We start from the raw sequence: 19,248 nt of genomic DNA, 5'->3' as shown, positions 1-19,248 counted from the left end.
TTAATACTACTTATATTTGTCTGTCTGTTATTTCCATATCCAATTTCTACTGAAACACCCTTGTATATCCAAAATTATGATGTTAGGTTATTTATAATCTTAGCAATTTTTTATTATTTCTTACCGCTAATAGTTTTTAAATTATATAACAAAAAAATAAGAATTAAAAACTTAGTTAAAGTTTTAATTTTTCCTAAGTATGTTTTAATTATTGGAATGTCTCTGATTTATTTATTATTTCTTCTAAAAGTTGCTATTTATTTAATGTTTTTAAAATCTTTCATTGTTTTTTATCTTCTTATTGTAATAGCACGAATGTTCGGAGTTTATTTTAGAGACGAAATAAAAATAGAGCTAATGAAACTATAAACTTAGCAATTAACTTATTATAGAACCATGGCACAATTTTTAAATATTATTACATTAAATTTTTAATAATAATTCAAAATATTTTAAAGATTATTTAATATTTAAATTTCCAAATTAAAAAATAGTATAGTGATACGCATGGCAGATAAAAAAATAAAGATCTTTCTCATTTCAACTGTTGTAAATAAAAGTATTGTAAAGGCTATTGAAGATGTTAAAGAATATGCAGATGTTAAATTAATATTTGCCCATGAGATGAACAAATACAACCTCCAAGAACTTATCGATTGGGCTGATATTGTTTTGATTGATGTTAGGGGCGATGCATTAGCACTTACTGAACTTGATTATAAAGATAGGGATGTTATTGCATTAGTTGGAGGTTCTTCTTTATTTTCCATTGCAAAACTTGGCAGTTTTAAGATGAGTAAAGTGAAAGGAGCCAATATGTCCTATGGAGGAAATCCTGAAAGTGTGAAGAAATGGATAAACAGAATGCAAAAGATTATAGAAACTGCAGGGAAAATTTTGCCTTTCGGTGTCTTTAAAGATGCGAGAAATTACATTAGAATTGTAAGGTATTGGGCAAATGGGGGCTATGAGAATTACAAAAACATGTTTCTATTCATTTGCAAAATAAAAGGGGCCAATATTAAAGTTAAGATTAAGGACCCAATAGAATATCCAGAAATTGGGCTATATCATCCAGATTATGGATATAATTATAAACCTCAAATTGACCCAAATAAGCCAACTGTTGGGATAATCTTTTATGGTGGGATGCATTTAGAGTCTTGTGAGCCAACACTCAAAGAAATTATTAATAGATTAAATGCTAATGTTATCCCTGTTTGTTCAGATGGAATTGTAAATTTAAAGGCAATGAGAGAATATTTTAAAGATAAGGATTTAGATGCCATAATTAGTTTATTGTGGTTTAGGTTAAATGGAGGACCATTAGGTGGAAATCCAGAGCCAACAATTAAACTTTTAAAAGAAATGAAAGCAAAATTATTCTGTCCAGCAATGATGATAATGCAAGAAATAGAGGATTGGGAGAGAAGTGAGAGGGGATTAAATATTCTTCAAACAATAACTACCGTTGAGATGCCAGAAATGGATGGTGGGGTTGAGCCGATTCCTATTTGTGGGGTAGAAGGTTGTGACGTAGTTCCAATAATGGATAGGGTTGATAAATTTGTTAGTAGAGTAAATAGATGGATAAATTTGAAGAGGAAGCCAAATAAAGATAAAAGAATAGCAATTATCATTTACAACTATCCTCCAGGAGAGGAGAATCTTGGTAATGCAGCATATATAGATACCTTTGCAAGTGTTGAAAGAATTCTTGAAAGACTAAAAGAGGAAGGCTATAATGTTGAGAAAACCAAAAAAATAAAGGATATATTTGTAGAGAGAAAACTCTTCAATCCAAAATTTTATCCTCCAGAGGAAATTGAATGCCCAAGGATGAGTGTTGATGAATATCTAAGATATTCCAATGAATTGCCAGACGAATGCAAAAGAGATGTTATAAAGTATTGGGGAGAACCACCAGGAAATATAATGGTTGATGACAAGGGCATTTTAATCCCCGGCGTTATTTTAGGAAATATTTTCATTGGAGTTCAACCTTCAAGACCTCCGTTAGATAATAAGGATATAAATTCAGCAATTCACGACCTAACTAAGCCACCTCATCACCAATATATTGCATTCTATAAATGGATTGAGCATATTTTTAAAGCAGATTGCATCATTCACCTTGGAACCCATGGATTAGCAGAATTTATGAAAGGGAAAGAGGTTGGGCTGAGCTCAAAATGCTTCCCAGACATTTTAATTGGAACAATGCCACATCTATATGTTTATCATGTCATTAACACTTCCGAGGCAACAATAGCAAAGAGAAGGTTATATGGGACATTGATAAGTTACAACTCCCCACCATACACAACATCTGAACTTTATGATGAATATGCAAAACTTGAAGAGCTTTTAAATGAATATAGGGATGCATTAATAAAAGATAAGCCAAGGGCAGAGATAGCAAAGAAAAAAGCGTTAGAGCTTGCAAAGAAGTTGAATCTTGGAAATAATTTAGATGAAATAGAGGCAAAACTTTATGAATATAAGAGGGCAATAATCCCAAAAGGTTTGCATATAGTTGGGGAAAAATACAGTTTGGAAGATTTAGAGGAATTTATAACCATTATAGCAAGATATGATAGAGGAGAAATAAAATCACTAAATAGATTAATTGCTGAAAAGAAAGGATTAAAATATGAGGAATTAACACCTAAAGAACTTAAAGAAATTGATGAAGAGGCAAAAGAAATTGTAAAAAGATTCTTAAATGGAGAAAGATTCCCAGAGTATGAAAAAACATTAAAATATGCTTATAATGTTGCTAAAAAATATGCAGATAACTCTTTGGAAATCGAAAATTTAATTGAGGGCTTAAACTCATTCTATATTGAGCCATCTGTTGGTGGAGATGTGATAAGGAATCCAGAGGTATTACCAACAGGAAGAAACATTTATGCCTTTGACTCATTAAAAGTCCCAACAGAATCTGCTGTTGAAAGGGGAAAATATATAGCCAAAAAAACCATTGAAGAATATTTAAAGAGATACAACAAATATCCTGAATCTGTTGGTGTGGTTCTTTGGGGATTTGAGACAGCAAAGACCTATGGGGAGACAATTGCCCAAATCTTAGAATACATTGGAGTTAGAGTTATTCACAAAACCCCTTGGGAAAAGGAACTTGAAGTAATTCCACTTGAAGAACTTGGAAGACCAAGGATTGATGTTGTTGTTACAATTTGTGGTTTCTTTAGAGAGATGTTCCCAAATGTTATGGAACTGCTTGATAAGGCATTTAGAATGGTTGCAGAACTTGATGAACCAGAAGATATGAATTTTATTAAAAAGCATGTAAAAGAGATGGCTGATTATGGAGATTTGGCAAAGGCAAGGATTTTTGGACCTACTGCTACAGAATATAACACAAGACTCCTCCAACTTGTTGAAGATAGTGCTTGGAATGATGAGAGAGATTTGGCCGAAGCATATATTTCATCAATGTGCTATGCATACACAAAGGGACATTATTCAAAAGAAGCAAGAGGGGTTTTTGAAAATCTCTTAAAAAATGTTGAACTTGTTTCACAAGTTAGAGATTGTCACGACTATGATATAACTGATTTAGACCACTATTACGAGTTCTTTGGAGGTTTATCAAAATCCGTTGAAATTTTGAGAGGGAAGAAACCAGAAATGCTCATAGCAGATACTACAAAGGAGGTTGTGAAAGTTGAGAATATCAAAGATTCAATAGAGAGAGGAACTATAACAAGAACCCTCAATCCAAAATGGATTAATGAGATGTTAAAACATGAATTCCATGGAGCCCAGAAAATTGCTGAAAGAATTGAGAACCTACTTGGATTAGCTGCAACAACTAATGTTGTTGAAAATTGGGTTTGGGATAGGGTTGCTGAAAAATTTGTATTTGATGAAGAAATTTTTGAGAGGTTGAGGGAAAATAACATCTATGCTACCAAAGAAATCCTCGAAAGACTTATAGAGGCTGAGAGAAGAGGTTATTGGAAAACAGATGAGGAAGTGATTGATAAAATAATTAAGAAATATCTTGAATTGGAGGGAATGCTAGAGGATGATGTTTAATTTTCTCTACAAAAAATAATTGTAATAAAGAAGTTTTTAGGATCAAAACTTAATAGATAATATTTTTACAAACCACAAAGTATATATTTAACCTAAATTAATAAATATATATGAATAAAATAATTACATGTGTGATTATTACTTGACTTGAATAATTATTGTTAGGTGGTAGTTATGGTAAAATATGGAATAAAAATTGATGATAATAAAGTTGAGATTGTAAGATACTCAACAGTATATACTGATGAAGGTATTGAAGAGTTGGAAGAAACCTACTTACAAATTACAGCAGACGATTATGAGAGAATTTTGGGTAGATACGAACCATATCCAAAAAAAGATGTAAAATTTGTTGGAAATTTAGACGATTTAAAAGTTGTTAGAGGACGTGAAATGAGAACTGCTGTACCTATTCCATTGTCGTTATGTAAGGCTGAATATTTAAAAAGAATTGAAGAAGAAGATGAAAGGATTACATATTTAGATATTAATGGAGCTCCAATTCAAAGAGGTATTATTGTAGGCATTGTTGTAGGAGTTCAGCATAGAAAAACATCTACTGGAAAAGATTATACAATATTTAGAGTATTTGATGGTTATGGTTGGGGAAGATTGAGATTGTTTGGTATAAAGGCAAATCCTGAACTATTCACTGGAATGTTTATAAGAGGATTTGTAAGGTTTGGATATATGGAGTTTAGAACTGAAGAGGGGGAAATTAGAAAAGCAATATCTTTAACATTGAATGATATGCCAGTAATTGTCCAACCAAAAGAATATTTTGTTCATAAAAAGTTTATAGACGAAGTTATTATGCCAAGGATAGAATCAAAAGAAGATGAAGACATTGATGAATCTGAGGAAGAAGAAATAGAAACAAGCTGTTAATGATATTTATATAGAAATATTTAAATTTATAAATAAACTTTATAAAAAATATTATTGGTGATGTACTATGGTATTGGGAAAAATATCTTCACTATTACCAAATTCACAGATTTTAACAAAAGTTAAAATTGTAGATATAAGAAAGAAGGAAAGTGAGGAAGGTTCTGTATTTTATATAGGAATTATGGTAGATAAAGATGGAGTAGCAAATTTTATAACAACGATTCCCTTAGAAAAAGGAAAGTGTTATGAAATATTTGGTAAAATCACAGAAGAAAAGAGTGTTAGAATTATCGAAAAAGTTATTAAGGGAGTTAAATATCCAAGAGAAATCCCAGAAATTCCTAAAGAGGAATTATATAATAGAGGAGAAGTTTTAGATGTAAAAGTTCCTGCTATATTGGAAGTTTCTCCATCCACTATATTTGTAAATTACTATTGTAAAATATGTAGAGGAATTGTAGAGGCCAAAATTAAGCCAAGAGGAATGGTTTATATCTGTAAAAATTGTGGAGAGATTGATCCAGAAGATGTTGATGTAAAAATAAAAGTATTTGGAAAAATACATTTTGGAACTTTATCAAAAAGATGCTATATTCCACCTGCAACATTAGAAAACTTTATGCCAAGTATTTTAGATATGCTTGAAGAGTATGGTATTGATGATACAATTAGAGAGATCAGTCTTAGATTACACGGTAAAACCTTCTTAGTAAGAGGTTTTGAAGGAAAAGAAGGAAATTATATAATAACTGATATGGAGGATATTTAAGGAACAACCTAAATAAACTATTTTAGCCAATTTTATTTAAATTTAATTCTATTTTTGATTGATATAGTTTAAAAATTTAAAGAGGGCTAAGAATGTATATTAAAAAACCTTCAGTTGCCTCAGCATACGAATGTTTAGTTAAAGAAATATTAAAAAATGGGAATGTAATAATAACGGAGGATGGGCAGAGATGCAAGGAGATATTAAATGTTTTAGTTGAAATAACCAATCCAAAATTAAAAACAATAAGTAGTAAATATCCATTTGGAAAAAATACAATAGAAAGTTACACTAAACAATTATTATATGGTTCTGAAAGTGAAGGAGAATTCGTTTATAACTATTACGAGAGAATTAGAGAATATCCAAGTTACGATAAAAAATTAAAAAATGACCAAATTGAATATGTTATAAAAAAACTTAATAGTAATCCAACATCAAGAAGATGCGTTATATCCTTATGGAATCCATTTCTTGACCAAAAAGTTAAAGATGTTCCTTGCTTAAACCATATAACTTTTACTAAAAGAGAAAATAATCTATATATGACTGTGGTTTTTAGAAGTAACGATATATTATTAGCTTTTCACTCAAATGCCTTAGGATTAATAAAATTAGGGGAACTTGTTGCTGAAAAAACAAATTCAGAATTGAAAAGATATACTCATTTTATAGTTAATGCCCACATCTACATAGATAGAGATAAAACTGAGATTGAAAAATACTTTCCAGAATGTTTGAAATATATTTAATCTTCTTTACCTTCAACTTTTTCAACAATTCTTTTAACTATTTTTTTAAACTCCTCACTTGCTTTACAGTCAAGTAGAACCATAGGAATTCCTTTATCACTCGCCTCTCTTGCTTTAATGTCTAAAGGAATTCTACCTAAAAATTCAACTCCAAATTCTTTAGATGCTTTTTCTCCTCCTCCTCTACCAAATATATCAACTACATTATTACAGTAAGGACAGACGAATCCACTCATATTTTCTATAACTCCAATAATTGGTATATTTAACATCTTAGCCATAGTTATTGATTTTTTAACATCTAACAAAGCTACTTCTTCTGGAGTGGTAACAATTATAGCCCCATCAATATCTGGAATTGATTGCATAATTGTTAATTGCTCATCCCCAGTTCCAGGAGGAGTATCAATTAATAAATAATCAAGTTCTCCCCAAACAACATCTGCTAAAAACTGTCTAATAGCCCCACTAACTCTTGGACCTCTCCAAATAACAGGAGTTTTATCATCTGGAAGTAGATAACCAATTGACATTGTCTTTATTCCATCTTTTGTAGTTATTGGAAATATCCCTGCTGGACCAGCCATTGGCTGAACATTTTCAACTCCAAGCATCTTTGGGATATTTGGTCCGTGAATATCAGCATCTAATATTCCAACCTTTTTGCCCATTAAGTTTAATGCCGCCGCCAAATTAACGGTTACAGTAGATTTTCCAACACCTCCCTTACCACTTAAAATAACTATTTTATGCTTTATTTTTTTCATATTTTCTCTAATTTTTGCATCTTGTTGAGCAAGGAGTTTTTTTGTATCTGGGCAAGAATCTTTTAACTGGCATGATTCACATTTTCCTTCACATTCTACCATATTATCACCAATTTTTCTCAATTGTGTAAAAATAAATCTGCGGATAATTTAATGGTTAAATGATTATCTATAGTCCATTTATTTATACCTTATGTTATAAATTGAATTACAATATAAAAAGTAATTTAAAGTAAAAATAATCTAAAAATAAAAATCTTAAAAATTAAAAAATTAAAATAAAAAATTGAATTTTATTCATCCTTTGCTATTAACTTACCAGCATCTGGTCCAGATTTTAAATTATATATTTCAGTTATTTTTATAACTACTGCTCCTTTTGGTTTTAATTCAGGTTTTAATGCTTTATCTACTTCTTCAGCGATTTTTAAATATTCTCCCTCAGTGTAATACTCAGCCTTTCCCTTATATTGATATGGAACATCTTTACAGTTTGCAGTTGTTAATGCAACATTAGGATTTTCTAAGATATTTTTCAGAGTTTTGTTCATATAGTTATCTGCGATTAATACAATTCCCTTTTCAGCATCTAAAACCTTTACAGCCCTAATTGCTGAAACATTAGGAATTCCATCCTTTGAACTTGTGGCTAAAAATACTATCTCATTCTCTAAGGATTTTACCATATCTTCACTTAGTTTTACCATAATATCACCCAATTTAATTTTTTTAGTATTTAATTTTTCTCTTCTTCTAACTTTAATATTGCCTCGGCAATGTCTCCATTACATTCTTCCAATGCCTTTTTAGCCAATTCTTTTGAAACATTGCATTGATTGGCAACTAATTCTATATCCTCCTCAGTAATTTCTATCTTTACTTCTTCCTCCTCTATATTTTCTTTCTTAACTTTTTTTGGCTTTCCAGTAATTGAGTATGTTTTAACCCCTAAAATATCCATAACCTGAACCTTTGGCTCATCAAAAACCCACTCTTCATCATCAAATACAAATATAACTTTTTTTGGGTTTAAATCTTCTGTCTCCATTCCAAAATCTTTCATCATTTTTTGCATTTTTTTTAACATTCTCGGATTTACTCTTCCTGGAAACATTTTTTCACCAGACTTCTTAATCTTACTAATTTACTAATCTTAATCAATAATCATTTATAATCTTATTGCTCCCACTATAAATGACAGTAGAACTATGTTCATTATAATTTTTAAAAATTTTGAAATCTTTGCAGAGTTATCTCTATTAGGATTTTTTAGTAATAAGAAAATTGAAAGTATGAATAAAATATCACACATAGTTATTAAAATTAGGTAATATATTCCAAAAATTTTAAATATATAGGGTAGAGGACTTAAAATAACAGATAATAGTATCAACAAAGAGGCAAAGTATAAAGATTTTTTACCATACTTTATTGGTAAAGATATAACTCCCTCTTTTTTATCTCCTTCCATATCTTCAAAATCTTTAATAATCTCTCTACCCCAAATTGCAAACATAGAGCATAAGAACAAAATAATAACTGGAATTATATTTTTTCCTGCAACTCCACCAAATAGAAATACTGAGCCAGTTAAATAACCTACAATAAAGTTTCCAATTAACTTATATCTTTTATATTTTTTTGCATACAGATATAAAAAAGTAGCATTAATTAAGGCAATAATTAACCCATAGATATTTATAAATACAGATAAGATTAAACCAACAATTAATAAAACGAATGAAAATGTTTTTGCCTCTTTTAATTTAACTCTTCCAGATGGCAATGGGCGAGAAGGTTTATTTATCTTATCAATTTCTATGTCAAATATATCGTTTATTACATTTCCATAAGCACAAATAAGAAATACTACTAAGAATACTAAAATTGATATTTTTAAATCTATAAAACAATTGGATGAGATTAAATAACCAATAAATCCTCCAATACCAGCAGTTATGCAATTCTTAACTCTCATTAACTCAAAATAATCTTTTAATTTTTTCATAAACATCCCTTTTTTATAAATTCTTAAATGTTAAAATATACTTACAAAAACTATTTATATAACCTTTACAAGAAGTTATAGAAAGGTTAAGGAGTTGATTATCTTGATTAAAAAAGGAGATTATGTAAAAGTTGACTACATTTTAGTCGTAGATGGGAAAGTAATTGATACATCAATTGAAGACGTAGCAAAAGAAAATGGAATATACTCACCAGAAAGAGAATACGAACCATTAGGTTTTATAGTTGGCGAAGGAAATTTAATTGAAGGTTTTGAAGAGGCAGTTTTAAATATGGAAGAGGGTGAAGAAAAAACTGTTACAATTCCTCCTGAAAAAGGTTATGGATTTAGAGATGAGAGATTAATCCAAGAAATTCCTAAGGAGATGTTTGACACTGCTGATTTTGAGCCAGAAGAAGGAATGTTAATTTTAGCAAATGGAGTTCCTGCAAAGATAATAAAAGTTACTGACGATACAGTTGTCTTGGATTTCAATCATGAACTGGCTGGGAAAGAATTAACATTTACAATAAAAGTGTGTGAAGTAAATCCAAGTGAAGAATAGATTTTTTATTTTTAATTAAATCTTATCATTAAAATTTAAAAATTTCTTTTTTATTTCTGTTTATAAATTATTTTTGGTATTTTTTTGTAGTTTAATCTATATTTAATTTTTTAAATTTTGCATCTATAAAATATATATAGGATTTCAATTTTATCATTTTTAATAATTTGATTGACTCAATTTTTGGTGATTATATGAAAGGTTCAGAAGCAATTATAAAAGCATTGGAAGCAGAAGGTGTTAAGATTATATTTGGTTATCCAGGAGGAGCAATGTTACCTTTTTACGATGCACTATATGATAGTGACTTAGTTCATATACTCACAAGACATGAACAGGCTGCAGCACATGCAGCAGATGGATTTGCAAGAGCGAGCGGAGAGCCAGGAGTTTGTGTTTCTACATCTGGACCAGGGGCTACTAACTTAGTTACTGGAATAGCTACAGCTTATGCAGATTCTTCTCCAGTTATTGCTTTAACAGGACAGGTTCCAACCAAATTAATAGGTAATGATGCATTTCAAGAAATTGACGCTCTTGGCTTATTTATGCCTATAACAAAACATAATTTCCAAATAAAAAAGACAGAAGAAATTCCTGAAATTTTTAGATCAGCCTTTGAAATTGCCACAACTGGGAGGCCTGGACCAGTTCATATAGACATTCCTAAGGATATTCAAGATGGAGAAATTGATATTGAAAAATATCCAATTCCAGCAAAGGTTGATTTACCAGGATATAAACCAAAAACTGTTGGGCATCCCTTACAGATAAAAAAAGCGGCAAAGTTAATAGCAGAGGCAGAAAAACCAGTAATATTAGCAGGAGGAGGAGTTATAATTAGTGGGGCATCAGAAGAGTTAATTAAATTATCTGAGTTTGTTAAAATTCCAGTTTGTACAACTTTAATGGGTAAAGGTAGTTTTCCAGAAGATCATCCTCTATCCTTGGGAATGGTTGGAATGCATGGAACCAAAGCTGCAAATTATGCAGTTACAGAATGTGATGTCTTAATAGCAATTGGATGTAGATTTTCCGATAGAGTTACTGGAGATGTCAGACACTTTGCCCCAGAGGCTAAAATAATACATATAGATATAGATCCAGCAGAAATTGGAAAGAATGTTAGGGCAGATATTCCAATAGTTGGAGATGCCAAAAATATATTAAGAGATTTATTAATAGTATTAACAACTTTAGAGATAAAGAGTAAAGAGGATTGGTTAGAGAGAATTTTTGAATTAAAAAAGATGTCTATTCCTATGATGGACTTTGATGATAAGCCAATAAAGCCACAAAGATTTGTTAAAGATTTAATGGAAGTTTTACAGGAGATAGATTCAAAATTAAAAAATACTATTGTTACTACTGATGTAGGACAAAATCAAATGTGGATGGCTCATTTCTTTAAAACAAAAATGCCAAGAAGTTTCTTAGCCTCTGGTGGTTTGGGAACTATGGGCTTTGGATTTCCTGCGGCAGTAGGGGCTAAGGTTGCTAAGCCATATGCTAATGTTATCTCTATTACTGGAGATGGCGGCTTCTTAATGAATTCACAAGAGTTGGCAACAATTAAAGAATATAACATTCCAGTAGTTATTTGCATATTTGACAATAGAACATTGGGTATGGTCTATCAATGGCAGAATTTATACTATGGACAGAGACAGAGTGAGGTACATTTAGGAGAGAGTCCTGATTTTGTTAAGTTGGCTGAGAGTTATGGTGTTAAAGCAGATAGAATTACAAGTCCAGATGAAATTAAAGAAAAATTAAAAGAGGCTATATTGAGCAATGAGCCATATCTCTTAGATGTTGTTATAGATCCTGCTGAGGCTTTACCAATGGTTCCTCCTGGAGGGAAATTGACAAATATAGTCCAACCAATTAGAGTGGAGCCAAAGATTAAAAGAGCTGCATTTGAAGAGATTAAAAAAATAAGAGAAATCGCTACAATTAGAGAGTATTAAGTAGGGTTTTATTATTGAAATTTTTGTATAAAGATGAATAAATATAATATTCTGGAGGGATGTTAATGAGAGTAGATTTTATTCAGGGTAATCATGCATGTGCATTAGGTGCTATAAAGGCAGGGTGTAGATTTTTTGCTGGCTATCCTATAACACCATCTACTGAGATAGCAGAGATAATGGCAAGAGAGTTGCCAAAAGTTGGGGGCTATTATGTTCAAATGGAGGATGAACTTGGAAGTATTGCAGCAGTTATCGGAGCAAGTTGGGGTGGTTTAAAGGCAATGACTGCCACTTCTGGACCAGGATTTAGTTTAATGCAGGAAAATATTGGATTTGGATACATGACAGAAACGCCTTGTGTTATAGTTAATATTCAGAGAGGAGGCCCCTCAACAGGACAGCCAACAATGGCAAGTCAAGGAGACATGATGCAATGTAGATGGGGTAGTCATGGAGATTATGAAGTTATTGCATTAGCCCCAAGTTCAGTTCAAGAAATGTATGATTTTACTATAATTGCCTTTAACTATGCTGAAAAATATAGAATTCCTGTATTCGTTATGGCTGATGAAATCGTTGGACACATGAGAGAAAAAGTTGTATTACACGATAATATTGAAATTATAAATAGAGAAAAACCAAAAGAAAAACCTTTAAAGATAGTATATCCTTTTGATAAATTAATACCAGAAATGCCAGTATTTGGAGAAGGGTATAATGTTCATATAACTGGATTAACTCATGATGAGAGAGGTTACCCAGATGTTTCTCCAGAAACTCATGATAAGTTAGTTAGAAGGTTAGTAAATAAAATAAGAAAAAATAAGGATGATATAATTAGATGGGAAGGAGATAATTTAGATGCTGAAATAATGTTTGTTTGTTATGGAACCCCTTCAAGAACTGTAAAACATACTGTAAATAAATTAAGAAATGAAGGAGTTGATGTAGGATATATAAGGTTGATAACTGTCTATCCATTCCCAGATGAGTTGTTGAAAAAGTTAAAGGCAGAGAAAGTTATAGTTCCAGAGATGAACTTAGGGCAGATATATTATGAAGTTGAAAGAGTTTGTAAAAAGGCAGATGAAGTTATTTTAGTTGATAAAATTGGTGGAGAGTTGCATAGACCAGAAGAATTAGAAAGGGCTGTTTTTGAGTAACTTTTACTATTTTTAGGTGAAATTTATGAAAAAAATATTTATATTTTTGTTTTTAGTTTTAATTTTATTATGTTGCGGATGTTTAAATAATGAGAATAATACTACTATAATTACAAATAATAGTCAGTTTGCGATTAACAATAGTAATGGAGCTAATATCTCACACAATAATAATATAACAGTTATAAAATTGAAGGAAAATAATATATCTAATATGAAATCAAATATAAGCGAAAATATTACTAATAACTTCACCCAAATAAAAAAATACAACTTTTCAAAAAATATCGATATTGACAAAATGTTTTTAAATTTAAATTATACTGAAGAATGGAAATATGATGGATTAATTATTAAAAAATATTGTAATGATGGTTTAAATGTTACCTTTGAAGTTAGTTTAACTCCAATTGATTTCTCTAACGCATATATTTTCAATAATGTAAAAAAATATTTACAAAAGGATATTTATGGATACTATTATTACTATGAATTTATCCCGAAAAATAAAGATTTACCAGTTAGTTACTGCTACTATAGAAAAGTAGGTAATTACTATTTAATAATGCAAACAAATAAAGTAAATAACAAAGTTAATGAACTCTGGACTAATTGGAGTAAGTATGTGTTTAGTTTGTTTGAAGTGAATTAAACTCTTTAAATACTAAATTTAAAATTCCACCAAATTTTTTTGCTTCTTTTCCAAATTTTATCATCTCATCACAAAATTCCTCATGGTTCATTTTATTTTATCCTCTACTTTTTTAATCCACATTGGTAGTTCATTATAATTAACATATTTTGTTTTCTTTTTTCTATATTTCATTAACTTCACCAAAATTAATATATTAAATCCCTAACGCTTCTCTTAAACCTCCTTTTTCTAATTTTTTACATATTTCCTCAAATAATTCATCTAACTCTTCCTCACTTAACTTTTCTATTCTTCTTTTTGCTTTAATAAGCCATGCAGGTTTTTTGTATTTCCTTTTCTTTGACATATTTTTACCTTATATATTTTATAACAACATTATAATATTATTAAAACTTACTACATATACTTTATTTGTTGTTCCTAAAACTAAGAAAACTTAATCAATAACCTTAAATAAAATATACCCCTCAGAGCTCATACGGCTCATCACAAAATCAGCAAAGCCAATCCTCATCATCGGGGTTATTATGATAGAAAGAGCGTTAATTTTAGATGGATATACAGATGAGCCAGCAGGTTTGGGAGTTCCCCCATATATTGGACTATATCCAAGATATGCCTATGGTGTCTTAGATAAATACAATGTTAATGTAGATTATATAACTATTGATAAATTTAGAGAAATTAGAAATAATTTTGATTTAAATAAATATGACGCAATAATATGCATTTGCGGTTTTCACACGCCGGGGAAGTATTTAAATGCTAATCCTGCTACTTTAAAAGAGTTTGTTTCCATATTATATAAATATGACGGAATAAAAATTTTAGGCGGACCAGCGGCAACAAAATATGGTTCATCTATGATTGGTGGAAAGATAGTTGATGAAAAAAAATACAAAGAATTTTTTGATGTAGTTGTTGAAGGTGACTTAGAGGCAGTTTTAAAGGAATTATTAGAGAATAGAAGTATAGAAAATATTGATTTTAATGTGCATAGAAGTTATGAAGAGTTAAGAGAGTATGCCATTAGAGGAGCAAAAGTTGTTAAAAAACATCCAAATTATCCTTATATAATTGCAGAGATTGAAACATATAGAGGATGTTCAAGGGCATTAACAGGAGGATGTTCTTTCTGTACAGAGCCAAGAAGGTTTGGACTTCCAAAATTTAGAGATGAAAAATCTATAATAGAAGAGATTAAGGCATTATACAATGAAGGAATAAGATATTTTAGAATTGGAAGACAGCCATGTATTTATTCCTATAAAGCAATTGATTCTGAAAAGGAAGAGGTTCCAAAACCTAATGTTGAAGCAATTGAAAAGTTGTTTAAAGGAATATGGAATGTTTCAAATCCTAAGGTTTTACACATAGATAATGCCAACCCAGCAGTAATAGCAAGACATGAAGATGAAAGTAGAGAGATTACAAAAATTTTGGTTAAATATTGCACATCTGGAAATGTTGCCGCTTTTGGAGTTGAAAGTTTTGATGAAAAAGTAATTAAAGCAAATAATTTATTAACTACACCAGAAGATGTTTTAAAGGCCGTAGAAATTTTAAATGAAATTGGAGGAAAAAGAGGAGAGACAGGATTACCTTATTTATTACCGGGAATAAATTTACTGTTTGGCTTAAAAGGAGAGAGTAAAAGAACATTTTCTATAAATTTTGAATACTTAAAAGAGATATATGATAGAGGATTTATGATTAGAAGAATAAACATAAGGCAAGTAGTTCCATTTTTTGGAACTGATATAACTCTAAAAGATGTAAAAAAGGCAGAAAAAAGAAAAAAACTATTTTTATGGTTTAAAGAAAAAATTAGAGAGGAGATAGATAATAAAATGCTTAAAAGAGTTATACCAAAAGGAACAATTTTAAAGGATGTATTTGTAGAATTAAAAGATAAAGAAAATTTATATTTTGGAAGACAGTTTGGAAGTTATCCTATTTTAGTAGGAATTAAAGACAAAAATCTTAAAATAGGACAATTTGTTGATATAGAAGTTATAGATTATGGTAGAAGATCTATTACTGGGAAAGTAATTAGAACAAAAACTAATTAACATTATTTTATTTTCATCCTAAACTCTTAAATATCCCAATAATTAATATGTGTCTATAGTTTGTCTATCATTTTTATGAGGGATTACTATGAAGAAAGTGAGAATTTTTGATACAACACTTAGAGATGGAGAACAAACTCCGGGAGTTTCTTTAACTCCTAATGATAAGTTAGAGATAGCAAAAAAATTGGATGAACTTAGAGTAGATGTTATAGAGGCAGGTTCTGCAATGACATCAAAAGGAGAAAGAGAAGCAATAAAATTAATAACAAAAGAGGGTTTAGACGCTGAAATATGTTCATTTGTTAGAGCTTTGCCAATTGACATAGATGCCGCCTTAGAGTGTGATGTGGATAGCGTTCATTTAGTAGTTCCTACATCTCCAATCCATATGAAATATAAGTTAAGAAAGACAGAAGATGAGGTTTTAGAATCTGCTTTAAAGGCAGTTGAATATGCTAAGGATCACGGATTAATAGTAGAATTGTCTGCAGAAGATGCTACAAGGAGTGATGTTAATTTTTTAATAAAGTTATTTAATGAGGGGGAAAAGGTAGGGGCGGATAGAGTTTGTGTTTGCGACACTGTAGGAGTTTTAACTCCTCAAAAAAGCCAAGAATTATTTAAAAAAATAACTGAAAATGTTAATTTGCCAGTATCCGTTCATTGCCACAATGACTTTGGAATGGCTACTGCAAATACATGCTCTGCTATCTTAGGAGGAGCAATTCAATGCCATGTAACGGTTAATGGAATTGGAGAAAGAGCAGGAAATGCCTCATTGGAAGAGGTTGTAACTGCCTTGAAAGTATTATATGGATATGAGACAAATGTAAGAATGGAAAAGTTGTATGAGGTTTCAAGAGTCGTTTCAAGATTGATGAAAATTCCTGTTCCTCCAAACAAGGCAATTGTTGGAGATAATGCATTTGCTCATGAGGCGGGAATACACGTTGATGGTTTAATAAAGAATACTGAAACTTATGAACCTATAAAACCAGAAATGGTTGGAAATAGGAGGAGAATTATATTAGGAAAGCATTCTGGTAGAAAGGCTTTAAAGTATAAACTTGACTTAATGGGCATAAAGGTTAATGAAGAGCAGTTAAATCAAATATACAATAAAATCAAAGAATTGGGAGATTTAGGTAAATATATCTCAGATGCTGATTTATTAGCTATAATTAGGGAGGTTTTAGGTAAGGATATAGAAGAAAAAGTTAAATTAGATGAATTAACAGTTGTTTCTGGTAATAAGATAACTCCAATTGCCTCAGTTAAACTTCATCACATAGGGGAGGATATATTCTTAATTGAAACTGCCTATGGAATAGGTCCAGTAGATGCGGCAATAAATGCAATAAAAAAGGCTATAAGTGGAGTAGCAGATATTAAGTTGGAAGAGTATAGAGTTGAGGCAATTGGTGGAGGAACAGATGCGTTAGTAGAGGTTATAGTTAAGTTAAGAAAAGGTTCTGAAATTGTAGAAGTTAGAAAATCAGATGTAGATATTATTAGGGCATCTGTAAATGCTGTTATGGAAGGAATTAATATGCTATTAAATTAAAATTTTTATTTATTGTAATAAACTATATATATTTGTTTGTCATATATTGTTAATGTTATTAAAAATTTATTAAAAATATGGTTAGGGGATAGGTATGAAGAGAACTATATTATTGTTAATATTGCTAGGATTATTTTCTTTAACAGCCGTATTTGGATGGGGAAATAACGGACCTTTATTTGTTACATATCATGAAAAATATAATATTACTGCAAATACTACGGGAGAAGGAGTTATATATATAAAAAATATTACTGTAACTGGATATCTTGTAATTAACAATACAGGAGACACTGCAAATGATACTCTCTTAGATGTTTGGGTTGCAATAAATGTATCAAATAATGAATCTGGCTTAGAACCTATTAATCCATATAATCTAAACTACTCTATCTATAATAAAGCCCCTTCATATACTGAATTACCCAGTAATTTAACATATATTCATATACCAACATTACCAAATAATACATATTTAGAGTTTAAAATCAACATTAATGAATCTAAAGTTGGTGTTCCATTGATAATTAAGGAAAGTTATAATACACTAAAAATTCCTGCAAGAAAAATTGTTAATTGGACTGTTACTTTGAATATAAGTAGAAATATCTCTGCATTACCAAATACAAATACAGTAGTTTATGTCAATATAACAAAATATTTAAGTAACAGTTCAAATTATTATGGAGATAGTAATTGGAGTTTCTTAAATATAACAAACGCTACACCTTCTCAGGGTACTGTTGTTTTATGGAATGGGCCATACTTTACAGGAAATACAAATGATTCTTTAAATTGGACAGGAATTATATTAAACTCTACTCAGAATGCAACTATAAATATTACAATACAAGGAAACTATACATATGCTAATAGAACAGATATTCTTGCACAATATGGATTTGCAGTTATATTCTTCAAATATAATGGAACTAAATCTGGAACAGGAGTATATGGTGCATATGCATCTGGGTTAATTAGTATTAGTGCATTCAAAGAAGGTCCTATTAAAAACATAACTTCTGGGGTATATAACATATGGTATGAACAAGCTAATGTAACCAATAAAGCTACAAAATATTACTTTAATATTACAAAATTAACAATCTGGGCAGCAAATATAAGTACTCTTGATTTAGCAAACAATAGTATAAATCCATTTAACATAATCCCAGGATCAGAGCATTCTATTAGTTCAATATTACTTAGTCCAAGAGAAATTTGGAATACTTCTAAATATGAATTCATATTTAATGATGTCCCAGTAGTTTGGGCTAACTGTTCATTTAGAGTAGTCAATAGTAACATAACAGTATTAAATGAAAGTGATAATGAATATTCTCCAAAGTTTGGAAGTTCATATATAATAGTTGAAAAAATCTATGTTATTGGGTCATATTTACTTAAAGTAACTAAACATGTAATTCCTGAAGGAAACGGAACATATGATGTATATATAGTAGTTGAAAACATAGGTTCTCAAAAAACTCCTGACTATGTCTATGTCTATGACATGATTCCATATAACTTTACTATATCAGATATTTGGGTCAATCAATCAAGTATGTTAGCACAACACTATAACAATAATCTATCTATAAATTATACTGGATTTACAGTTGTATCAACTGGAATATATAATGTAAGTTATTATTGGGCATTACATTCACTCTATCCAGGAGCTAATGGAGATGGATATTGGAATGCTATAGAAATTCAAAACAACCAAACAGTAGTAATTCATTATACATTAAATGGAACTGGTACATTCTATCCAAGTTATGTATACATCGTAGGGATTGACCCTAGAAACTCTCTACTACCTACGACATCACCAAAAATAACTGCTGTAAGTGGAGCTATTGAAAACAACTATGAGCCGTTATTAGCTCTATTAACAACAATAGTTGGGTTAGGTACTATATTAAGATTGAAAAAATATGCTCTCTAATTATATCTCTTTTTGATTATTTTTTATAAATTTAATAACAAAAATAATAAAGG

Annotated in this window: 17 protein-coding genes; 12 read left to right on the top strand and 5 right to left on the bottom strand. The window is 30.1% G+C overall.

What is annotated here, in order from left to right; all coding sequences use genetic code 11:
- The 5 genes from HZY31_RS06235 to HZY31_RS06215 form a co-directional block, all read left to right on the top strand.
- The coding region (locus tag HZY31_RS06235; RefSeq protein ID WP_297318564.1) for a hypothetical protein at positions 1–369 on the top strand (369 nt) is incomplete at its 5' end.
- Positions 370–507: 138 nt separating this feature from the next.
- Positions 508–4,062, top strand: a complete 3,555-nt coding sequence (locus tag HZY31_RS06230; RefSeq protein WP_297318563.1) for a cobaltochelatase subunit CobN — start codon at positions 508–510, stop codon at positions 4,060–4,062.
- A gap of 174 nt (positions 4,063–4,236) precedes the next feature.
- Complete coding sequence (locus HZY31_RS06225) at positions 4,237–4,950, top strand: hypothetical protein (RefSeq protein ID WP_297318562.1); 714 nt, start codon at positions 4,237–4,239, stop codon at positions 4,948–4,950.
- 67 nt (positions 4,951–5,017) lie between these two features.
- Complete coding sequence (locus HZY31_RS06220) at positions 5,018–5,722, top strand: hypothetical protein (protein ID WP_297318561.1); 705 nt, start codon at positions 5,018–5,020, stop codon at positions 5,720–5,722.
- A 92-nt stretch (positions 5,723–5,814) separates the two neighbouring features.
- Entirely contained in the window at positions 5,815–6,474 is a 660-nt protein-coding gene (locus HZY31_RS06215; RefSeq protein ID WP_297318560.1) for a thymidylate synthase, read from the top strand.
- Here HZY31_RS06215 and HZY31_RS06210 read toward each other — a convergent pair.
- From HZY31_RS06210 to HZY31_RS06195, 4 genes are all read right to left on the bottom strand, one after another.
- Positions 6,471–7,343, bottom strand: coding sequence for an Mrp/NBP35 family ATP-binding protein (locus tag HZY31_RS06210; protein ID WP_297318559.1), 873 nt, complete (start codon positions 7,341–7,343; stop codon positions 6,471–6,473). The two genes, HZY31_RS06215 and HZY31_RS06210, sit on opposite strands and share 4 nt — an antisense overlap.
- A gap of 191 nt (positions 7,344–7,534) precedes the next feature.
- Positions 7,535–7,948: a pyridoxamine 5'-phosphate oxidase family protein gene (locus tag HZY31_RS06205; protein WP_297318558.1), complete on the bottom strand. Its 414-nt coding sequence runs from the start codon at positions 7,946–7,948 to the stop codon at positions 7,535–7,537.
- A 29-nt stretch (positions 7,949–7,977) separates the two neighbouring features.
- Positions 7,978–8,355, bottom strand: coding sequence for a nascent polypeptide-associated complex protein (locus HZY31_RS06200; protein WP_297318557.1), 378 nt, complete (start codon positions 8,353–8,355; stop codon positions 7,978–7,980).
- Positions 8,356–8,409: 54 nt separating this feature from the next.
- Positions 8,410–9,249, bottom strand: a complete 840-nt coding sequence (locus HZY31_RS06195; RefSeq protein ID WP_297318556.1) for a UbiA family prenyltransferase — start codon at positions 9,247–9,249, stop codon at positions 8,410–8,412.
- 103 nt (positions 9,250–9,352) lie between these two features.
- On the opposite strand from HZY31_RS06195, the gene HZY31_RS06190 reads away from it, so the two are divergent.
- The 4 genes from HZY31_RS06190 to HZY31_RS06175 all read left to right on the top strand — a co-directional run bounded on the left by HZY31_RS06190 (position 9,353) and on the right by HZY31_RS06175 (position 13,602).
- The gene (locus HZY31_RS06190; protein ID WP_297318565.1) at positions 9,353–9,814 is read left to right on the top strand and encodes an FKBP-type peptidyl-prolyl cis-trans isomerase; all 462 of its coding nucleotides are present in this window, start codon (positions 9,353–9,355) and stop codon (positions 9,812–9,814) included.
- A gap of 194 nt (positions 9,815–10,008) precedes the next feature.
- A complete protein-coding gene (locus tag HZY31_RS06185) occupies positions 10,009–11,784 on the top strand; it encodes an acetolactate synthase large subunit (RefSeq protein WP_297318555.1) in 1,776 nt (591 codons plus the stop codon).
- A 65-nt stretch (positions 11,785–11,849) separates the two neighbouring features.
- Complete coding sequence (locus HZY31_RS06180; protein WP_297318554.1) at positions 11,850–12,950, top strand: 2-oxoacid:acceptor oxidoreductase subunit alpha; 1,101 nt, start codon at positions 11,850–11,852, stop codon at positions 12,948–12,950.
- Between the two features lie 25 nt (positions 12,951–12,975).
- Positions 12,976–13,602 carry a hypothetical protein gene (locus HZY31_RS06175; RefSeq protein WP_297318553.1) on the top strand — a complete coding sequence of 209 codons (627 nt, stop codon included), beginning with the start codon at positions 12,976–12,978 and terminating at the stop codon, positions 13,600–13,602.
- Between the two features lie 196 nt (positions 13,603–13,798).
- Here the strand turns inward: HZY31_RS06175 and HZY31_RS06170 are convergent, their stop codons facing one another.
- A complete protein-coding gene (locus tag HZY31_RS06170) occupies positions 13,799–13,951 on the bottom strand; it encodes a hypothetical protein (RefSeq protein ID WP_297318552.1) in 153 nt (50 codons plus the stop codon).
- 181 nt (positions 13,952–14,132) lie between these two features.
- On the opposite strand from HZY31_RS06170, the gene HZY31_RS06165 reads away from it, so the two are divergent.
- The 3 genes from HZY31_RS06165 (at position 14,133) to HZY31_RS06155 (ending at position 19,195) form a co-directional block, all read left to right on the top strand.
- The gene (locus HZY31_RS06165) at positions 14,133–15,677 is read left to right on the top strand and encodes a radical SAM protein (protein ID WP_297318551.1); all 1,545 of its coding nucleotides are present in this window, start codon (positions 14,133–14,135) and stop codon (positions 15,675–15,677) included.
- Positions 15,678–15,765: 88 nt separating this feature from the next.
- On the top strand, positions 15,766–17,244 hold the full coding sequence (locus tag HZY31_RS06160) for a 2-isopropylmalate synthase (protein WP_297318550.1): 1,479 nt from the start codon (positions 15,766–15,768) through the stop codon (positions 17,242–17,244).
- 94 nt (positions 17,245–17,338) lie between these two features.
- Positions 17,339–19,195 carry a hypothetical protein gene (locus tag HZY31_RS06155; protein WP_297318549.1) on the top strand — a complete coding sequence of 619 codons (1,857 nt, stop codon included), beginning with the start codon at positions 17,339–17,341 and terminating at the stop codon, positions 19,193–19,195.
- The last annotated feature ends 53 nt before the right edge of the window (positions 19,196–19,248 follow it).

Source organism: Methanocaldococcus sp., from assembly GCF_024490875.1.
In the GTDB taxonomy this organism is placed as follows: Archaea; AGJL01; Methanococci; order Methanococcales; family Methanocaldococcaceae; genus Methanocaldococcus.
The sequence above is the reverse complement of the archived record's forward strand: the minus strand, read 5'-3'. Positions and strand labels throughout refer to the sequence as shown.

Bases quoted from the DNA above. Each gene is read 5' to 3' on its own strand.
- HZY31_RS06165 (WP_297318551.1), top strand. From the start codon at position 14,133: ATGATAGAAAGAGCGTTAATTTTAGATGGATATACAGATGAGCCAGCA.
- HZY31_RS06225 (WP_297318562.1), top strand. From the start codon at position 4,237: ATGGTAAAATATGGAATAAAAATTGATGATAATAAAGTTGAGATTGTA.
- HZY31_RS06185 (WP_297318555.1), top strand. From the start codon at position 10,009: ATGAAAGGTTCAGAAGCAATTATAAAAGCATTGGAAGCAGAAGGTGTT.
- HZY31_RS06230 (WP_297318563.1), top strand. From the start codon at position 508: ATGGCAGATAAAAAAATAAAGATCTTTCTCATTTCAACTGTTGTAAAT.
- HZY31_RS06195 (WP_297318556.1), bottom strand. From the start codon at position 9,249: ATGAAAAAATTAAAAGATTATTTTGAGTTAATGAGAGTTAAGAATTGC.
- HZY31_RS06160 (WP_297318550.1), top strand. From the start codon at position 15,766: ATGAAGAAAGTGAGAATTTTTGATACAACACTTAGAGATGGAGAACAA.
- HZY31_RS06170 (WP_297318552.1), bottom strand. From the start codon at position 13,951: ATGTCAAAGAAAAGGAAATACAAAAAACCTGCATGGCTTATTAAAGCA.
- HZY31_RS06215 (WP_297318560.1), top strand. From the start codon at position 5,815: ATGTATATTAAAAAACCTTCAGTTGCCTCAGCATACGAATGTTTAGTT.
- HZY31_RS06155 (WP_297318549.1), top strand. From the start codon at position 17,339: ATGAAGAGAACTATATTATTGTTAATATTGCTAGGATTATTTTCTTTA.
- HZY31_RS06175 (WP_297318553.1), top strand. From the start codon at position 12,976: ATGAAAAAAATATTTATATTTTTGTTTTTAGTTTTAATTTTATTATGT.
- HZY31_RS06180 (WP_297318554.1), top strand. From the start codon at position 11,850: ATGAGAGTAGATTTTATTCAGGGTAATCATGCATGTGCATTAGGTGCT.
- HZY31_RS06200 (WP_297318557.1), bottom strand. From the start codon at position 8,355: ATGTTTCCAGGAAGAGTAAATCCGAGAATGTTAAAAAAAATGCAAAAA.
- HZY31_RS06205 (WP_297318558.1), bottom strand. From the start codon at position 7,948: ATGGTAAAACTAAGTGAAGATATGGTAAAATCCTTAGAGAATGAGATA.
- HZY31_RS06210 (WP_297318559.1), bottom strand. From the start codon at position 7,343: ATGGTAGAATGTGAAGGAAAATGTGAATCATGCCAGTTAAAAGATTCT.
- HZY31_RS06220 (WP_297318561.1), top strand. From the start codon at position 5,018: ATGGTATTGGGAAAAATATCTTCACTATTACCAAATTCACAGATTTTA.